Source organism: Streptomyces sp. 15-116A, from assembly GCF_025290915.1.
GTDB lineage: Bacteria > Actinomycetota > Actinomycetes > Streptomycetales > Streptomycetaceae > Streptomyces.
Genome location: NZ_JAOCQE010000048.1, coordinates 15,929 through 32,478, shown reverse-complemented (window position 1 = coordinate 32,478; position 16,550 = coordinate 15,929). Strand labels below are relative to the sequence as shown.

Here is a 16,550-nt window from a genome sequence, read left to right as displayed (position 1 = left end):
GCCCTCGGCGACGGCCCGCCGGGCCAGCGCCGTGATGTCGGCCGGGGCGGACGGATCGAGGAGGATCACCCGGGCGCCGAGCTCTTCCGCCCGCTCGGCCAGCCGGAAACGGCCGACCTTCCCGCCACCGGACTTCGGGTTCATGATCAGGACCGGCCGCTTCGGGGGGAGCGCGGCGATCGCCCGCGCCGGCCTCTCCGGGCGCGCTCTGCGCAGCGCCGCCCGGGCGCAGGCCGGCGCCGCACTCCAGCACACGATCAGGACCAGAGCCGTCACCCACAGCCCGTCGTACGCCAGGAGCACGCCGACGGCGATGGGCGCCGCGACCGCGAGAAGGGCACCGAGCAGCCGCACCGGGCCGCGGTGCGCCACGAACCACCAGAGGCCGGCGGCACAGACCACCAGGCCGAGGAGTCCGGTCCCGATGAGCACGAGTCCGCCCTCCCCCAGCGCGAGCAGAAGCACGACCACCGCGCCGATCGCCGCAAGCACGGCCAGTCGCGCCAGCGATCGCGCGGCGCCGCTCCCGGCGGGGCCGGTGGTGTGCAGCCCTCCCATGCGCTGCCTGACCGCGAGCCGGTCCGGGGCACCAGCGTGCAACTCCCCGGACCGGCGAGCATCTCAGCGGGGCCATGCGGACGGCCGTGCCGTGCCACGCCCCGGCCCTTCAGACGGTCGTGTGCACCCGTCGCGAACCGCGCCCGGTCTGTGCCGGCGACCGCGTGCTGCCGAGCCACCCGAGCAGGAAGGCCGCCGGTACGGAGATCAGGCCCGGGGTGTGGAACGGGTACCAGTCGAAGGCCGCATCCGGCCACAGCGCGTACTCGGTCCCCGAAACCGTGGGCGAGAAGAAGGTGAGGACGACGCAGAGCGCCAGTCCCCCGTACACGGACCACAACAGCCCTCGGCGGTCGAAGCCCGGCCAGAAGAAGGAGTAGATCAGCACGGGGAAGACACAGGTCGCCGCGACGCACAGCGAGAAGGTGACCAGGAACTCGACGGGGTAGCGGTGGAGGGAGGCCGACAGCAACACCCCTCCGAGGCACAGGGCGGCCACGGCGGCACGCAGTGCCCGGACCTCACCTGTGCCGGTGAGAGGTTGCCTGGTCCGGGCGATGACGTCGTGCGTGAGGGAGACGGCGGCGGCGAAGGTCACGCTGGTCACGGCCGTCAGCACGGTGAGGAAAGCGACGCAGGCCACAGCGGTGATGAGGGCCACGCGAGCCGTCGACCCGTGGTCGAGGACGCCGGAGGCGAGCAGGATCGGAGTCGCCTGACCGTTCGCGTCGACAGCGCCGATCACCTCCCCTCCGACCACGGCCGCCGCCGAGAGGCCGGTCGTGATCAGAAGGACGTAGAAGGCGCCCGTCAGTCCCGCGGCGATGCTCGTGGCCCGTCGGGCCGCCCGCCCGCTCCGTGACGCGGCGACGCGGAGGATGAGATGCGGCAGCATCGCCATGCCGAGGATAACGACCAGGTGATCGCCGAGGGTATTCAGCGGTCCCAGACCCGCCGTGTGCGCCCAGAGCCCCCGGCTGAGGTATCCGTCCGGCGCCGCGCTCCGGTCCACCGCGGCCGAGAGCAGGTCGCCGGGACTCCATGAGAATCTGCGCAGGGCGAGCAGGCTGATCACCGCGAGAATCAGCAAGGTGACCGGCACCTTGACGACCTGCACGAAGCTGGTTCCGCGAAGGTCCGCCACCGCCGCGAAGCAGGCGACGAGGCAGCCCATCAGTACCGTGCAGGTCACCTGCGCGGTGTCGCTCGACATGCCGATCAGCAGCGCCGCGCTGATGCCGGCGGCCCGCAGCTGGACGATGAGCAGGGGGATGGTGATGACGAGCGTCACCACGGCCGCCGCCGTCCGCGGTCCCTGGCCCGGCACGCGCAGGGCGAAGAGACCACCGGGCGTGTGACATCCGCTGTCGCGGATTCTGCGGGCCAGGAGGAGCAGGACACCGAGCGCGATGACGCTGTCGACCGCCGAGGCGATCCCGTCGTAGCCGAACAGGGCGATCGCCCCCGACGCCGCGAACAGTGTGACGACCGTGATGTACTCGCCCGCCAGGGCGAAGCCGTTGAAGACAGGCGAGAGCGACCGGTCTGCGGTGCAGAGGCGTTCCGGGCGCTCGTCGTGGCTCGCGAGGGCGAGGACCCACAGCAGGCACAGGCCGATGAAAACCAGGAAGGCAATGATCACGGGGGACCGGGCGGCCGACCCGAGCGGGTCCAGTGCGCCCGAGCCGAGCAGGAGCGGAGTCGTCACCGGCTCACCACCCTCGCTCTGGTGCGGGGGACCCGCCCGCGGTCTGCGCGGACGGCCGTTCGATGCCCTCGCACAGCCGCGCGGACCGGTTCTCGTGCCACCACGCGCTGACGAGGAAGACGCCGAGCTGAAGCACGCTCCAGACGACGCCGAGGGTGAGTCGCCCGTACACCTCCACCCCGGACACGGCGGTGGAGCAGGACAGTACGACGCCGATGACGAGGGGCACCCCGTTGACGACCAGGAACGCTCGCTGGACGTGCCGCACGGCGTCATCGGGGTCGTCGCCGCGGCCCGGCACCGGCGGTCGGTCGGGTGCTGAGGGGACGGGGGAAAGGCGCACGGATGCCTCCGGGCAGTGAGGGTGGGTGTGACGGGGGCAGGGCGGAGGGACGGGTGCTGCGGCGGGAAGCGAGGCCGGGAGCGCGGTCGCCGGGCCGTGGCATCGACGAGCATGCGCCGCAGGCTGTGTCGCGGCCTCAGCCAGTGCTGCGCGCGGCCCGGTTGAGGCGGTCCGCCAGCCGGTCGACCGCCCAGACCGCGCGCAGGACCGGGGCGTTGAAGACCGGCGAGGGCACGAAGGCTGACCGCTTGCGCCACACAGCGGCGAGATCCTCGTGCATCACGGCGCTGGCGAGCAGTGTGCCGAGGCAGGGCGCCTGGGCGAGGCCGTGACCGCTGCAGCCGATCGCGTTGGAGACGTTCTTGGCCGCCTCACCGGCGATCGGGAGCCACGACGGCGTCAGCGCGACCCACCCGTCCCACGCTCACTGCTCCGCGCCCGAACCGCAGTCGTCGCACGCCGAACATGACCGTGCCGCGTGGGGTGGGGCGGTGTAACTCTCCATTAGATTGTGCTCGACCGGCTCCGTCTCGACCAGGCTGACGAAGACGGGCGTTGCCAGCCGGTTCTCAGCCGCTCTCGGTGGCGTTGATCCACTCGTCGTAGAACGGCGGCATGGCGGAGGCCGGCCGTGTAAAGCGCGGAGAGCGCTTCTCGCGGAAGGCCGAGACGCCCTCGGCTCCGTCGCCGATGCTGGAGTAGAACATCGCCAGGGACTCCACCCGGTGGGCGTCCTCGGGACGTTCGAGATTCGCGTTGCGGACCGTCATCTGCCGGGTCAGCGCGGTCGCCACGCGTGAGCGGCCCAGCGTCCAGCGGTCGGCCAGCGCACGAGCCTGCTTCAAAAGGTGGTCCGGGTCGTGGACCTCGTTCGCGAGACCGGCGGCCTCGGCGGCCTCGGCATCGAGGATCTCGGCGGAGTACAGCAGGTCCAGCGCCTTGGGCATGCCGACCAGACGGGGCAGGAACCAGGTCGAGGCGGCCTCCGGCGTGATGCCCAGTCGGGCGAAGACCAGACCGAACCGCGCGGTGGTCGACATCAGGCGTGCGTCCATCGCCAGCGTCATGGTCGCCCCGATCCCGACGGCGGGACCGTTGATCGCCGCGATCACGGGCTTGCGGCACGCGTGGATCGCCAGCGTGACCCTGCCGCCGGTGTCCCTGACCCGGCGGATGTCCGGGCTGTTCAGGTCGCTCATGTCGGCGTAGGTGGGCGTGCGGGACTCGTCGAGCCCGAACACGTTGCCGTCCGAGCCGAGGTCCATGCCGGCGCAGAACGCGGTGCCCGCGCCGGTGACGATGACGGCTCGCACGTCGTCGTTCTCGTTCACCTCGGTGAACGTCCGCTCCAGTTCCCCGGCCATGGTCGGCGTGAAGGCGTTCAGGCGCTCCTGCCGGTCGAGGGTGACGGTGAGGACGCCGTCGTCGATGCGGTGGTGGAGGGTGGTCCAGGTCATCGGGTGAGGCTCCTGCTTCGTTCGGCGGGCGCGGCCGGGTTCATGCGCGGAGGTCGGCGAGCCGGCCGATGATCTTCTCGGCGTCGGCCACGATGCCGCTGACGATCTCGTCGCAGGTGGCCACGGACTCGATGAGCCCTTGTGCCTGACCGGCCCACCACAGGCCGTCGTCCATGTGACCTTGTTCGAGTACGCGGGTACGGCCCCGGACGCCGGAGGCCAGCTCGGCGACATCCTCGAAGACCGCTCCCGGACGTCGCGACCGGGCAACGATCTCCTCGGAGACGGCGTTGCGCGCGACCCGCCCCGTATTGCCGAACTCCCGGAAGACCAGCTGGGTGGCCCGCTCGTCATTGGCCACGATCTGGTCCTTCACGTTCTGGTGCACCGGCGCCTCGGTACTCGCGACGAACCGGGTGCCCATGTTGATCGCACACGCTCCGAGCGCGAGGGCGGCGGCCAGGCCGCTGCCGGTCGCGAGACCGCCGCTGGCAATGACCGGGATGTCCAGCCGGCGCACTGCGGCCGGGATGAGCACCAGGCCGGGGATGTCCTCCTCCCCCGGATGACCGGCGCATTCGAATCCGTCGATGCTCACCGCGTCGACGCCGAGGCTCTGCGCCTTGACCGCGTGCCGCACGGCCACCGCCTTGTGGATCACCTTGACGCCCGCGGCCTTGAAGGCGGCCACGTGCTCGGCCGGGTTGCTGCCGGCCGTCTCCACGACCCGCACACCGCTCTCGATGATCGCCGCCCGGTACTCCGCGTAGGGCACGGGCTTGAGGGTGGGCAGGATGGTCAGGTTGACGCCGAACGGCCGGTCGGTCATCTCGCGGCACCGCGCGATCTCCCGCGCCAGCGCCTCCGGCGTGGGCTGGGTCAGCGCCGTCAGGAACCCCAGCGCACCCGCCTCGGCCACCGCGGAGATGAGTTCCGCGGTGCCCACACCGGTCATGCCGCCACAGACGATCGGATGATCCACTTCGAACAGCTCGGTGAACGTGGTCGAAATCATGGGTTGAGGCCGGCCAGGGCCCTCTCCGTTCTCCTGCCGCCGCCGTACCCGAGGCGACGTCCGTATCGCGGTCGGCTTGGCGGGCCGAGAGCGAGACTCGTTTTCGAATCGACTTCGAGTTTAGAGTTGGCAGGTGAGGAACTGTCAAGGCCCCGACGAAATCGCTAGGCACCCCGGCCTGCCAGCGCATCCGCCGTCTACGCCGACGCCAGCCCCGGCGCGGCCACGGCCGTCCGGACACGCGGGCGACCGGCCCCTCGGATACGTTGCCTGCATGAAGAAGGACGTCTCCGCACTCCTCGTGCACCTGGCGCAGGAACTGAGACCGCGATCGGATCAGTGGGCCGGCCTTCTGATGGAGCGCATGCGCGGGGAACTTCCCGACCTGTGGGAGCACGAGGATGTCGCCCGCCTCGCGCTGCGGGAGACGGCCGACCACGTCACCGCCTTCCTGGACGCCCTGGAGCGTGACCGCGGGGTACCTCAGGACCAGGCGCCTCCCACCGCCCTGGAACTCGCCCGTGGGCTCGCCGAACGAGGGGTTCCGGTCAGCACGCTGCTCCGCACCTACCGCCTCGCGCACGTCACTCTGCTGCAGCTGCTGCAGGAGGAGGCCACCCGGCTCACCGACGACTGGCAGCTGATCAATGCGGCGACACTCCGGCTGATCACGACGGGTTTCGCCTACGTCGACCGCAGCTCGGAGCAGGTCGTTGCCGCCTACCAGGAGGTGCGCGACCGGCGGGTGCAGCGCAGGCTCGTCCTGACCAACGAGGCGAGCAGGCGCATCGGGACCACCCTCGACACCGCCCGCACCGCCCAGGAACTGGCGGAGGCCGGCGTTGACGGCTTCGCCGACCTCGTCACGGTCGACCTCCTCGACTCCGTCCTCGAAGACGGCGCGTCACCGCCGCCGACGCTGCGACGCGTCGCCCAGAGGTCCGTTCTGGACGGCTGCCCGGACTCCCGTGTCGGTACGGGCGGCACACACGTCTACCCGGCCACGTCGCCGCCGGCCGAGGTACTGGCCACCGGACGGCCCCTCCTTCTCCGCGTCACACCACCGGACGTCCCGACATGGCTCGCACCACCCGGCTTCGGCTTCCACTCGGTCCTGTTGCTCCCCCTGTACGCGCGAGGAACAACGCTGGGCATGGCCACGTTCGCCCGCCATCGCAGCGCCGCGCCGTTCGACGACGACGATCTCGCGCTGGCCCGGGAGATCACCGTCAGGGCGGCGGTGCACATCGACAGCGCCCGCCGGTACACCCACGAGCGCACCACCGCGCTCACCCTCCAGCGCAGCCTGCTGCCTCAGCGCCCAGTCGAGCACGCAGCCGTCGACACCGCCGCCCGCTACGTTCCCGGAGGTTCCCATGCGGGCGTGGGCGGCGACTGGTACGACGTGATCCCGCTGTCCGGAGCCCGCGTCGCCCTCGTGGTGGGCGACGTCGTCGGCCGCGGACTGCACGCCGCGGCCACCATGGGCCGCCTGCGCACCGCCGTCCGCGCCTTCGCCGACATCGACCTGATGCCCGACGAGCTGCTCACCCACCTCGACGACGTGGTCATCCGCCTCCAGCGGGAGGAGGCTCGCGAGGACGGCGAGATCAGCGCCACCTGTCTGTACGCGATCTACGACCCCGCGACCCGCCTCTGCTCCCTCGCCAGCGCCGGGCATGTCCCACCGGCCGTGGCGATCACGTCGGCCGGGGCGGACGAGCTCCCGGCCCTGCCGATCGGCCCACCGCTGGGACTGGGCGGTCTCCCGTTCGAGACCGCCCAGTGGGAATTGCCGGAGGGCAGTCTGCTCGCCCTGTACACCGACGGCCTCATCCAGAGCCGTGAGCGCGACGTGGACACCGCGCTGACACTGCTGCGTGACACCCTCACGCAGGCATCGCGGGTTTCGGCGTCGCCGGACGAGGTCTGCGCGCGGGTGCTGGCCGGCATGCTCCCTGGACACCCGGCCGACGACGTGGCCCTCCTGGTCGCGCGCACCCGGGCGCTCGACGCCGGACACGTCGCCACGCTGAACCTCCCGTCAGACCCGGCAGCGGTCGCCGGGGCGCGCCGCTTCACCGCCGACACGCTGGAGGAGTGGGGTCTCGACGAGCTGTCCTTCGCCACTGAACTCATCGTCAGCGAACTGGTCACCAACGCGATCCGCTACGGCAAACCCCCGGTCCACCTGCGGCTCGTCTTTGAGTCCGCCTTGACCTGCGAAGTGTCCGACGCCAGTAGCACCGCGCCCCACATGCGCCGAGCCCGGACCTTCGACGAGGGCGGCCGCGGCCTGCTGCTGGTCGCCCAGTTCGCCACACGCTGGGGCACGCGGCACAGCCGCGAGGGCAAGGTCATCTGGGCTGAGCAGGCCCTCCCCTAGATCCGCTTCTTCCACCGGGCCCTGCGGTGTCAGGTCGGCCTCATCCAGAACGAGACCTTGACGGCTCTTGACCGGGAGCTAAACTCGAATCCGATTCGACATCGAATCTCGCCCGGCCTCTCGGCCGACTGCGACCCGTGAGTCGCCGCGCGGCGACGGCAACAGAACGGAGCCCTTCATGGCCCACTGTGATGACGTTGTGGTGTTCAAGGCCGGAGTCGTCGCATGACGGCGCAGCGGGTGGTCTTCATCGGCGCCGCGGGCGAAATGTGCAAGGTGGCAATCGAGCGCTTCGCGCGGGCGGGCGGCGACTGGCAGCTCACCCTCTGCGACATCCGGCCCGAACTCCTGACGCCGCTGGTGAAGCGGCTCCCCGCCGGCCGGGCCAAGGCCCGGCGCCTCGACCTCTACGACCGTGACGCGCTGCGCGACGTGGTCGATGGCGCCGCCCTCGTCGTCCTGGGCGCGGGGCCCTACATCCGCACCTCCGAGCCCGTGATCTCGGCCTGCATCGAGGCGAGAGTGCCCTACCTCGACTTCGACGACGATGTCGAGAGCACCCAGCACGCGCTGAGCCTCGCCGACAAGGCCCAGGAGGCGGGCATTCCGCTCTACATCGGCTGCGGCGCCTCACCGGGCATGAGCAATGTGCTGGCCGTCGACGCCGCGAACGAACTCGACACCGTCGAGGACATCGAGATGTTCTGGACCGTGGGCGACGAACGGCCGAACGTGGGCCGGGCCGTGATCCAGCACCTCATGCACATCGCCGCCGGCGACTGCCTGACATGGGAGAACGGCGGGCCGGTCAACCACGAGTCGTACGTCGAGACCGGCTCGGCACCGATGGGCGGCGGCCTGGGCGAGACCCTTCTCTACGAGACGGCGCACCCGGAACCCGTCACCATGCCCCGTCGCTACCCCGAGGCACAGCGCATCCGCTGCCTCGGCGGTATGGACCCCGCGCCGGTCAACGGCCTCGTGAAGGGTCTCGGCCAGGCCATCCAGTCGGGCAGGATGACGTCCGACGAGGCGGTCGACTTCATGATGGAGATCGTCAAGAGCCGCTTCGGCACTCCCGTGGGCTGGCGCCACGCGCTGGGTGGCATGATCGGCCAGGTCCGCCGCGGCGAGAGCGGGTCGGGCGAGCTGCTCAAGTTCCTCGGGGCATCGGCCGTCCGCCGTCGCTACACGTGGCGGGGCGGCCTTCTGGCCCGCGTCAGCGGTACCCGGAACGGACGGCCCGCCGTGGCCGTGCGTCGCACGCCGGTCAGCGGGCCGGGGTCCTACCTCCTCGCCAGCATGGCCACCGTGACGGGGACCGCCTGCGCCGCGTTCATGGTGCTGGCGCTCGACGAAGCAGGCAAGCGTGCCGGCTCGTTCGCCCCGGAGGACTGGGCCGAGCCGGAAGCCTTCTACACCGCTCTCGAGCGCGTGGGCACACCGCGGCACGAGATCGTCGAGTCGCTGAACTGAGGGACGTTCCCGACTCGACCCCAGCCAGGGCGTCGCCGCGACCCGCACTCGGGAGGTCCGGGCACGGCGGCGCCCTGGTCGTCCACGACCACCCCGCGCGTGCCGTCCCGCCACGCCATTCCCTTGGAGCCGCCGGAATGCCCCGTCCCATCACCCCTGTCACCCGATCACACAACCCCTTCCCCCAGGGAGACCTCGTGAGGGACGTGAACGGCGTCCCGCGGTACCCCGATGTGCCCGCGACCCTGCTCGACATGCTCCGCAGCCACGTCGACGTCCGCCCCGACGCCGAAGCGGTCGTCGAACTCGGCGGCGACCGGCTCACCTACGCACAGCTGTGGCGGCGCGCCGCCCGGGTGGCCGGCGGGCTGCGGGCCCGCGGAGTGGAGCGAGGGGACCGGGTGGCCGTGAGGTATCCGGCGGGCACGAACTGGGCCCTCGCCTTCTGGGGCACCGTGATGGCCGGCGGCGTCGCCGTGGCGGTCAACACCCGGTCCGCTCGACCGGAGGTGGAGTTCGTCCTCGACGACGCGGGCGTCAAGGTCGATCTACCGGCCGACGCTCCCCTGCCGGACGGCGATCCGTACGTCACGACGGATATCGACCCCGCCGACGTGGCCGCGCTCTTCTACACGTCGGGGACGACCGGACGCCCCAAGGGAGTGCCGACCACGCACGAGGCGTTCGTGACCAACGCCGAGAACCTGATCCGGTGTCTCGGCATACCCCGGGAGGCCGGGCCGCATCTGCGGACGCTGATCTCGGTTCCGCTGTTCCATGTCACGGGCTGCAACGCGCAGTTCATCGTCGCCACCCACCTCGGCGGCACTTCGGTGATCATGCCCACGCTCGATCTGCCGCGGTTGGCTGCGGCGTTGGCGGAGGAGCGGATCTCCTTCGTCGTGACCGTGCCCGCGGTGTACTCCCTGCTGCTGCGGCATCCCGGCTTCGCCGGCGCCGACGTCTCCGGGGTGCGATGGCTGGCGTACGGCGGTGCCCCGATCGCCCCGTCCCTGGTGCGCGCGGTGAAGGAGGCGTTCCCGCGGGCCAAGGTGATCAACGGCTACGGCATGACCGAGACGGCGTCGCTGATCACCGTCCTGCCGGACCGGGACGCCGCCGAGCACGCGGACTCCGTCGGCTACGCGGTGCCCTCGGTGGACCTCGGTGTCGACCCGATCGGCGACGACCCGTTCACGGGCGAGCTGGTGGTCCGTGGCGCGACGGTGACCACGGGCTACTGGCGCAGGCCGGAGGCCACGGCCGAGACCATCGTGGACGGATGGCTGCACACCGGGGACATCGTCCGGGTCGACGAGGCCGGACGTGTCCACATCGTCGACCGGATCAAGGACATCATCAATCGCGGCGGCGAGAACATCTCCAGCGTGGAGGTCGAGGCCGTGCTGCTCTCCGCCCCCGGGGTCGCCGACGCCGCCGTCCTCGCCGTACCCGACGACGTCATGGGGGAGAAGGTCGGAGCCGTCCTCTACGGGGACCGGGCGGACATAGACGTCGCGGAGGTGATCGCGCACTGCCGGGACCGGCTCGCCGACTTCAAAGTCCCGCAGTACGCCACGATCGTCACCGAGGCGCTGCCGCGCAATGCCGGAGGGAAGCTCCTGAAGAACCGGCTGCGCGACCAGGTGCGGTGGGACGGCCCGCTGCGTTAGCCGTCCGCGTCGGTGTCTTCACCGCGTCTCTTCGGAGGCGTACGTCTCCAAGTACGCGGTGACGAGGCGGCGCGCCTCCTCGATCGTGGCGTCGTCACCGGTCGGCGAGCGGCGGAACGCGGTGTCGAACAGGCGGGTGCCCACCTCGAAGGCGAGAAGCAGGGCGAGCAGCGGCGTGTCGGCGGATACGAAGCGCTGCTCGACGAGGTGGTGCCAGAGCCGTTCCGCCTGCGCCTCGTCGAAGGCGCGCACCAGTTCGTCGAGCGTGGCGTGGCGGCCCGTGAACCAGAGCTCTGTGCAACTCCGGTGGCGGCGGAGGTAGTCGAGGAGCAGGTCGATCATGACATCGACGGCCTCGCGCAGCGTCTGCGCCCTGGGCTCGGCCAGGGCGGCGCCGATGAGCCTGTCCAGTTCGCTCAGATGCCGTTGCAGCAGCTCGGCATCGACCTGGTACCGGTCGGCGAAGTAGTGGTACATCGAGGCGATCGGGATGCCGGCGCGCTCACCGGTCGCCTTGAGGGTGGCGGCCTCGTAGCCCTGCTCGGCGAGCAGGGTCTCAGCGGCGTCGAGGATGGCCTTTCTGCGCTCCATCCCCCGGCGCTGTGTTGCCGACCGTGCCGGGGTCCGGGTTGTCGCATTTCTATCGAACACGATTCGAGATCGTATCAGCCGCGATGCCGGATCTCTCTACGTATTGACAGGCCGCGAGCGCACCATAAACTCGAACCCGATTCGACATCGGTTCGATGGGTGGCGCGGCCGCTGCCCGGAACATCTCGGCAGCGCAGACCGCCGGGCCGTGAGTGACCCGCACCAACCCGTCGAGGAGAAGACATGGCCGACCGAGCCGCGGGACAGACCGCGATCATCACGGGCGCCCGCCGCGGAATCGGACTCGCAAGGGCCGCCAAGGCAGCGGCCCGCGAACTGAGGCGTCGCGGCCGGGTCGACGAGGTCGCGATGAAGTACCCGCTGGGGCGACTCGGAACACCGGGCGACGTTTTCGGCAGCGTCGTTGCGTTCCGGCTCTCCGCGGACGCGGCATGGATGACCGGCCGGACGCCGGTCATCGACGGCGGCCTCGCATCTGCCGGTGGTGCCTGATGGGACCGCGCGACAACGGTGACACCCCGGGGCTCGACCTGACCCGGCTGGCTCCGTGGTTCGCCGAGGCCGTGCCGGAAGGGCGGACCGGCACGCTGTCGGCCACGCTGATCACCGGCGGCAAGTCCAATCTGACCTACCGCCTCACCGACGGCGAGTCCCACTGGATCCTGCGCCGGCCACCGCTCGGCCACGTGCTCGCCACGGCCCACGACATGGGGCGCGAGTACGCAGTGATGGAGGCGCTCGCCGACAGCCCCGTGCCGGTACCACGGCTGCACGGCCTCTGCCTCGACACCGGGGTACTCGGCGCCGAGTTCTACGTCATGGAGGCCGTCGCCGGTACGCCCTATCGCACGGCCGCACAACTGGCGCCCCTCGGCCCCGGGCGAGTGCGGCACATCTCCGGCGCCCTCGTGGACACCCTCGCCGACCTCCACTCGGTCGACGCGGACGCCGTCGGACTCGGTGGTTTCGGCCGGCCCGAAGGCTTCCTCACCCGCCAGGTGGCGCGCTGGCACAAGCAGCTGGCCGCCTCGTACTCCCGAGACCTGCCGGCCGCCGTCGAATTGCACGCCGCACTCGAGGCCAGGGCGCCCTCGGCGGACGCAGCCGGCCGCCCCGGCATCGTCCACGGCGACTTCCGCCTCGACAACGTGCTGATCGACGCGGACGACCAGCTGCGCGCCGTCATCGACTGGGAGATGGCCACCCTCGGCGACCCGCTCACCGACCTGGCGCTGATGCTGCTCTACACCCGACTCGCCCGGCTCGTCGGCCCCGAGGTCGCCCCCGACGCCGGCGACGCGCCCGGCTTCCTGGACGAGCCGGAGATCATCGCCCGCTACGCCGCCCGCAGCGGGCGCGACCTCGGCGGCCTCGGGTTCCACCTCGGCCTCGCCGCCTTCAAGCTCGCCGCGATCCTCGAAGGCATCCACTTCCGGCACCTGGGCGGGCAGACCGTCGGCCCAGGCTTCGACCGCATCGGCGAGGCGATCCATCCCCTGCTCGACGCCGGGCTCGCCGCACTCAAGGAACACTGACATGCACTTCGCCTTCGATCCCCGCACCGAACTGCTGCGCGAGAACCTCCTCGACTTGATGTGGGGCCACATCCACCCGGCTGAGCCGGTGTTCCACCGGCAGCTCGGGGCGCTGGAGGACCGCTGGGCCTGGGACTCGGTCCCCATACTCGGCGAGCTGCGGGCCGAGGCCCGCAGACGCAGTCTGTGGAACCTGTTCCTCCCCGGTGAGGAGGGCGCCGGCCTCACCAACCTGCAGTACGCGCCGCTCGCCGAGATCACCGGCCGCTCGCCGGACCTCGCGCCCGCCGTGCTCAATTGCGCGGCGCCGGACACCGGCAACATGGAAGTGCTGTCGATGTTCGGCACCGAGGCCCAGCGCAGGGAGTGGCTGGAGCCGCTCCTCGCCGGCGAGATCCGCTCCGCGTTCGCGATGACGGAACCCGATGTCGCCTCCTCCGACGCCACGAACATCGCCACGTCCATCGTCCGCGACGGCGACGACTACGTGATCAACGGCCGCAAGTGGTGGATCACCGGAGCGATGAACCCGGGCGCCGCGGTGTTCATCGTGATGGGCAGGACCGACCCCGAGGCCGACCGGCACCGGCGGCAGTCGATGATCCTCGTGCCCCGGGACACCCCCGGCCTCGAGATCAGGCGCGCCATGGAGGTCTTCGGCTACGACGACCAGCACCACGGCGGCCACGCGGAACTGGTGTTCCACGACGTACGGGTGCCGGCCGCGAACCTCATCGGGCAGGAGGGTGACGGATTCGCGATCGCCCAGGCCCGGCTGGGCCCCGGGCGTATCCATCACTGCATGCGTTCCATCGGCATCGCCGAGCGTGCCGTCGAGCTGATGTGCGCCCGCGCCCAGGAGCGGGTGGCCTTCGGTAAACCGCTCGCCCGCCAGGGCGTGATCCGTGACTGGATCGCGGAGTCGCGGGTGCGGATCGAGCAACTGCGCCTCCTGGTGCTCAAGACCGCCTGGCTCATGGACACCGTCGGCAACAAGGGCGCACACACCGAGATCCAGGCGATCAAGATCGCCACGCCCAGGACGGTTCAGTGGATCCTCGACAAGGCGATCCAGACGCACGGAGCGGGCGGCCTGTCGCAGGACTTCCCGCTCGCCCGCGCCTACGCCGGCATCCGCTCGCTGCGCTTCGCCGACGGCCCCGACGAGGTGCACAAGAACGCTCTCGCGCGTGCCGAGCTCAACCGAAGGGCCGCCGCGGGCGACGGCCGACCGGCGGGAGCCGGCAGCGCCCAGCCCCTCACCACCGCCGCCAGGAGTCACCCTTGACGAACACAACCACCAGCCGGACACCGTCCGCGGACGTCGACGTGCTGATCGTCGGTGCCGGGATCTCGGGCATCGGTGCGGCCTCTCACCTCAAGACCCGCCGCCCCGGCACCACCTTCGCGATCCTGGAGGGCCGCGACTCCATCGGCGGCACATGGGACCTGTTCCAGTACCCCGGCATCCGCTCCGACTCGGACATGCCCACCTTCGGCTACGGCTTCAAACCGTGGGCCCACCGCACGTCGATCGCCGACGGACACCTCATCCTCGACTACCTGCGGCAGACGGTCACCGAGCACGGGCTCGCCCGGCACATCCGGTTCGGCCACCGGGTCGTCAGCGCGGAGTTCTCCTCCACGACGGGGCGGTGGACCGTCACAGCCCAGCAGTCCGGGAGCAGGAAGAAGGCGAGGTTCACCGCACGCTTTCTGTTCCTCGGCACCGGCATGTACGACCACGACGCGGGTTACACACCCCCGTTCACCGGCGTCGAGGACTTCGCGGGCACGGTGATCCATCCGCAGCACTGGCCCGAGGACCTCGACCACACCGGCAAACGCGTCATCGTGATCGGCAGCGGCGCCACGGCCATCACCCTCATTCCCTCGATGGCTCGCACAGCGGAACACGTCACCATGCTGCAGCGCTCACCGAGTTACGTCTTCTCGGTGCCGGCCCAGGACTCCCTGGCCCACGCGCTGAGGAAACTGCTCGGCCACAAACGGGCACACGAGATCGTCCGGCGCAAGAACATCATGTTCACCCGCGGGGTCTACAAGGCCAGCCGGCGCATGCCGAAGCTCATGCGCAGACTGCTCATCGCCAACGTGCGCCGGCAACTCCCCCGGCACTTCGACGTCGCGACCCACTTCACCCCGCGCTACGACCCCTGGGACCAGCGGCTGTGCGTGGTGCCCGACGGCGACCTCTTCAAGGCGATCTCGGCGGGGCGGGCCTCGGTCGTCACCGACCACATCGACCGGTTCACCCGGACCGGCATCCGGCTGAAGTCGGGACAGGAACTGACCGCCGACATCATCGTCACCGCGACCGGGCTCACCATGTCCCCCTTCGGCAAGATCCGGCTGAGCGTCGACGGCCGCGAGACGAAACCCTCGGACACCATGGCGTACAAGGCCATGATGCTGTCCGGCGTGCCGAACCTCGCGTTCGCGCTGGGATACACGAATCTGTCCTGGACGCTCAAGGTCGATCTGGTCTGCGAGCACTTCTGCCGTCTGCTCGACCACATGGACGCCCACGGTTACGACACCGTCGAACCGGTCCTCGACGACCCGTCCGTCGAGCGGGTGCCGTACATGGACCTGACCTCCAACTACGTCCGCAGGGGGATCGGGCAGTTCCCGCGGGCGGGAACGCACGGCCCGTGGACAGTGGAGATGGCGTACGAGAAGGACATCGAGCGGCTGCGCGAGGGGCCGGTCGAGGACCCGGCGCTCAGGTTCACCGCCGGCGCCCCGGTGCTGTCGGACTCCCGGCCGGGGACGGCGGGATGAAACGCGACCTCACCTTCGTCAGCCACGGTGTCCGCTGCGCCGCCTGGCACCTGCCGGCCGGCAACGACGCACTGGCCGGCCCTCTCGGGCGGCCGTGCGTGGTCATGGCCCACGGCTTCGGCGGCACCCGTGACAGCGGCCTGCTGAACTATGCCGAGGGCTTCGCCGAGGCCGGCATCGACGCTTTCGTCTTCGACTACCGCGGCTTCGGCGACTCCGGCGGCACCCCCCGCCAGGACGTCTCGGTCCGCCGCCAGCGGCAGGACTACCACGCGGCCCTCGCTGCCGCCCGGCGGCTGCCCGGCGTCGATCCGCATCGGATCGTGCTGTGGGGTGTGTCGTACGCGGGCGGCCACGCCCTCGTGGTCGCCGCCCAGGACGCTCGTGTCACCGCGGTCGTCTCGCTGACGCCCGTGACCGACGGCCTCGCCTCACTGGCGCACCTCATGCGCCACGCCGGCCCCGGCCGGCTGCTGCGCCTGGCGGGGCACGGCCTGCGTGACACCGCTCGCGCCCTCACAGGGCGGACACCGCACCTCGTACCGGTTGTCGGGGAGCCCGGGGCGCTGGCCATGATGGGAGTCCCTCATGCGCAGGAGATCTGCGCGTCGTTCGCCGGCCCCACCTTCCGCAACGAGGTGTGCGCACGGGCGGCACTGAAAGTCGGGCTGAACCGGCCCACCACCTTCGTCCGGCGTCTGGCCTGCCCCATCCTCGTGCAGATCGGTACGGAGGACCGCATCGCACCTGCCGGAGCGGCCCGGCGGACCGCCAGGAAGGCCGGCCGGTGGGGGGAGCTGCGCGAGTACCCCGTGGACCACCTGGACGTCTACGCCGGCCCGGGACAGCAGCGCGCACTGGCCGATCAGCTCGCCTTCCTCTCGCGCGTCCTCGATCCGACGCGTGCCGCCCGGCACCCGGGAGGCCACCGGGCTCCCCGGGCCGAGTGACCCCTCTTCGTTCGCCACCACGCTGTATTCGT

13 protein-coding genes and 2 pseudogenes are annotated in these 16,550 nt (G+C 70.9%); 8 read left to right on the top strand and 7 right to left on the bottom strand.

The window, feature by feature from the left end:
- The 6 genes and pseudogenes from N4P33_RS11665 to N4P33_RS11640 form a co-directional block, all read right to left on the bottom strand.
- A pseudogene (locus N4P33_RS11665) lies at window positions 1-558 on the bottom strand (acylglycerol kinase family protein); the annotation flags it as partial.
- Between the two features lie 109 nt (window positions 559-667).
- On the bottom strand, window positions 668-2,266 hold the full coding sequence (locus N4P33_RS11660; RefSeq protein WP_260826292.1) for a sodium:solute symporter family transporter: 1,599 nt from the start codon (window positions 2,264-2,266) through the stop codon (window positions 668-670).
- A gap of 4 nt (window positions 2,267-2,270) precedes the next feature.
- Window positions 2,271-2,609 carry a hypothetical protein gene (locus N4P33_RS11655; RefSeq protein WP_260826291.1) on the bottom strand — a complete coding sequence of 113 codons (339 nt, stop codon included), beginning with the start codon at window positions 2,607-2,609 and terminating at the stop codon, window positions 2,271-2,273.
- A gap of 136 nt (window positions 2,610-2,745) precedes the next feature.
- A complete protein-coding gene (locus N4P33_RS11650; RefSeq protein WP_260826290.1) occupies window positions 2,746-2,892 on the bottom strand; it encodes a hypothetical protein in 147 nt (48 codons plus the stop codon).
- A gap of 286 nt (window positions 2,893-3,178) precedes the next feature.
- Window positions 3,179-4,066, bottom strand: coding sequence for an enoyl-CoA hydratase-related protein (locus N4P33_RS11645; RefSeq protein ID WP_260826289.1), 888 nt, complete (start codon window positions 4,064-4,066; stop codon window positions 3,179-3,181).
- Window positions 4,067-4,106: 40 nt separating this feature from the next.
- The gene (locus tag N4P33_RS11640; RefSeq protein WP_260826288.1) at window positions 4,107-5,081 is read right to left on the bottom strand and encodes a nitronate monooxygenase family protein; all 975 of its coding nucleotides are present in this window, start codon (window positions 5,079-5,081) and stop codon (window positions 4,107-4,109) included.
- A gap of 274 nt (window positions 5,082-5,355) precedes the next feature.
- Here N4P33_RS11640 and N4P33_RS11635 point away from each other — a divergent pair, with 274 nt between their 5' ends.
- The 3 genes from N4P33_RS11635 to N4P33_RS11625 all read left to right on the top strand — a co-directional run bounded on the left by N4P33_RS11635 (window position 5,356) and on the right by N4P33_RS11625 (window position 10,616).
- Window positions 5,356-7,467, top strand: coding sequence for a SpoIIE family protein phosphatase (locus N4P33_RS11635; protein ID WP_260826287.1), 2,112 nt, complete (start codon window positions 5,356-5,358; stop codon window positions 7,465-7,467).
- Between the two features lie 225 nt (window positions 7,468-7,692).
- Window positions 7,693-8,943: a saccharopine dehydrogenase family protein gene (locus N4P33_RS11630; protein WP_260826286.1), complete on the top strand. Its 1,251-nt coding sequence runs from the start codon at window positions 7,693-7,695 to the stop codon at window positions 8,941-8,943.
- Window positions 8,944-9,140: 197 nt separating this feature from the next.
- Complete coding sequence (locus N4P33_RS11625; RefSeq protein WP_260826285.1) at window positions 9,141-10,616, top strand: class I adenylate-forming enzyme family protein; 1,476 nt, start codon at window positions 9,141-9,143, stop codon at window positions 10,614-10,616.
- An 18-nt stretch (window positions 10,617-10,634) separates the two neighbouring features.
- Here N4P33_RS11625 and N4P33_RS11620 read toward each other — a convergent pair whose 3' ends face one another.
- A complete protein-coding gene (locus N4P33_RS11620; RefSeq protein WP_260826284.1) occupies window positions 10,635-11,207 on the bottom strand; it encodes a TetR/AcrR family transcriptional regulator in 573 nt (190 codons plus the stop codon).
- A 243-nt stretch (window positions 11,208-11,450) separates the two neighbouring features.
- Here N4P33_RS11620 and N4P33_RS35560 point away from each other — a divergent pair, with 243 nt between their 5' ends.
- The 5 genes and pseudogenes from N4P33_RS35560 (at window position 11,451) to N4P33_RS11595 (ending at window position 16,518) form a co-directional block, all read left to right on the top strand.
- The gene (locus N4P33_RS35560; RefSeq protein WP_313904504.1) at window positions 11,451-11,720 is read left to right on the top strand and encodes a hypothetical protein; all 270 of its coding nucleotides are present in this window, start codon (window positions 11,451-11,453) and stop codon (window positions 11,718-11,720) included.
- Window positions 11,720-12,763 carry a phosphotransferase family protein gene (locus N4P33_RS11610; RefSeq protein WP_260826283.1) on the top strand — a complete coding sequence of 348 codons (1,044 nt, stop codon included), beginning with the start codon at window positions 11,720-11,722 and terminating at the stop codon, window positions 12,761-12,763. The genes N4P33_RS35560 and N4P33_RS11610 overlap by 1 nt, the downstream gene beginning before the upstream one ends.
- 1 nt (window position 12,764) lies before the next feature.
- A pseudogene (locus N4P33_RS11605) lies at window positions 12,765-13,970 on the top strand (acyl-CoA dehydrogenase family protein); the annotation flags it as partial.
- A 77-nt stretch (window positions 13,971-14,047) separates the two neighbouring features.
- On the top strand, window positions 14,048-15,568 hold the full coding sequence (locus N4P33_RS11600) for an NAD(P)/FAD-dependent oxidoreductase (protein WP_260826282.1): 1,521 nt from the start codon (window positions 14,048-14,050) through the stop codon (window positions 15,566-15,568).
- The gene (locus tag N4P33_RS11595; protein ID WP_260826281.1) at window positions 15,565-16,518 is read left to right on the top strand and encodes an alpha/beta hydrolase; all 954 of its coding nucleotides are present in this window, start codon (window positions 15,565-15,567) and stop codon (window positions 16,516-16,518) included. The genes N4P33_RS11600 and N4P33_RS11595 overlap by 4 nt, the downstream gene beginning before the upstream one ends.
- Window positions 16,519-16,550: the final 32 nt, after the last annotated feature.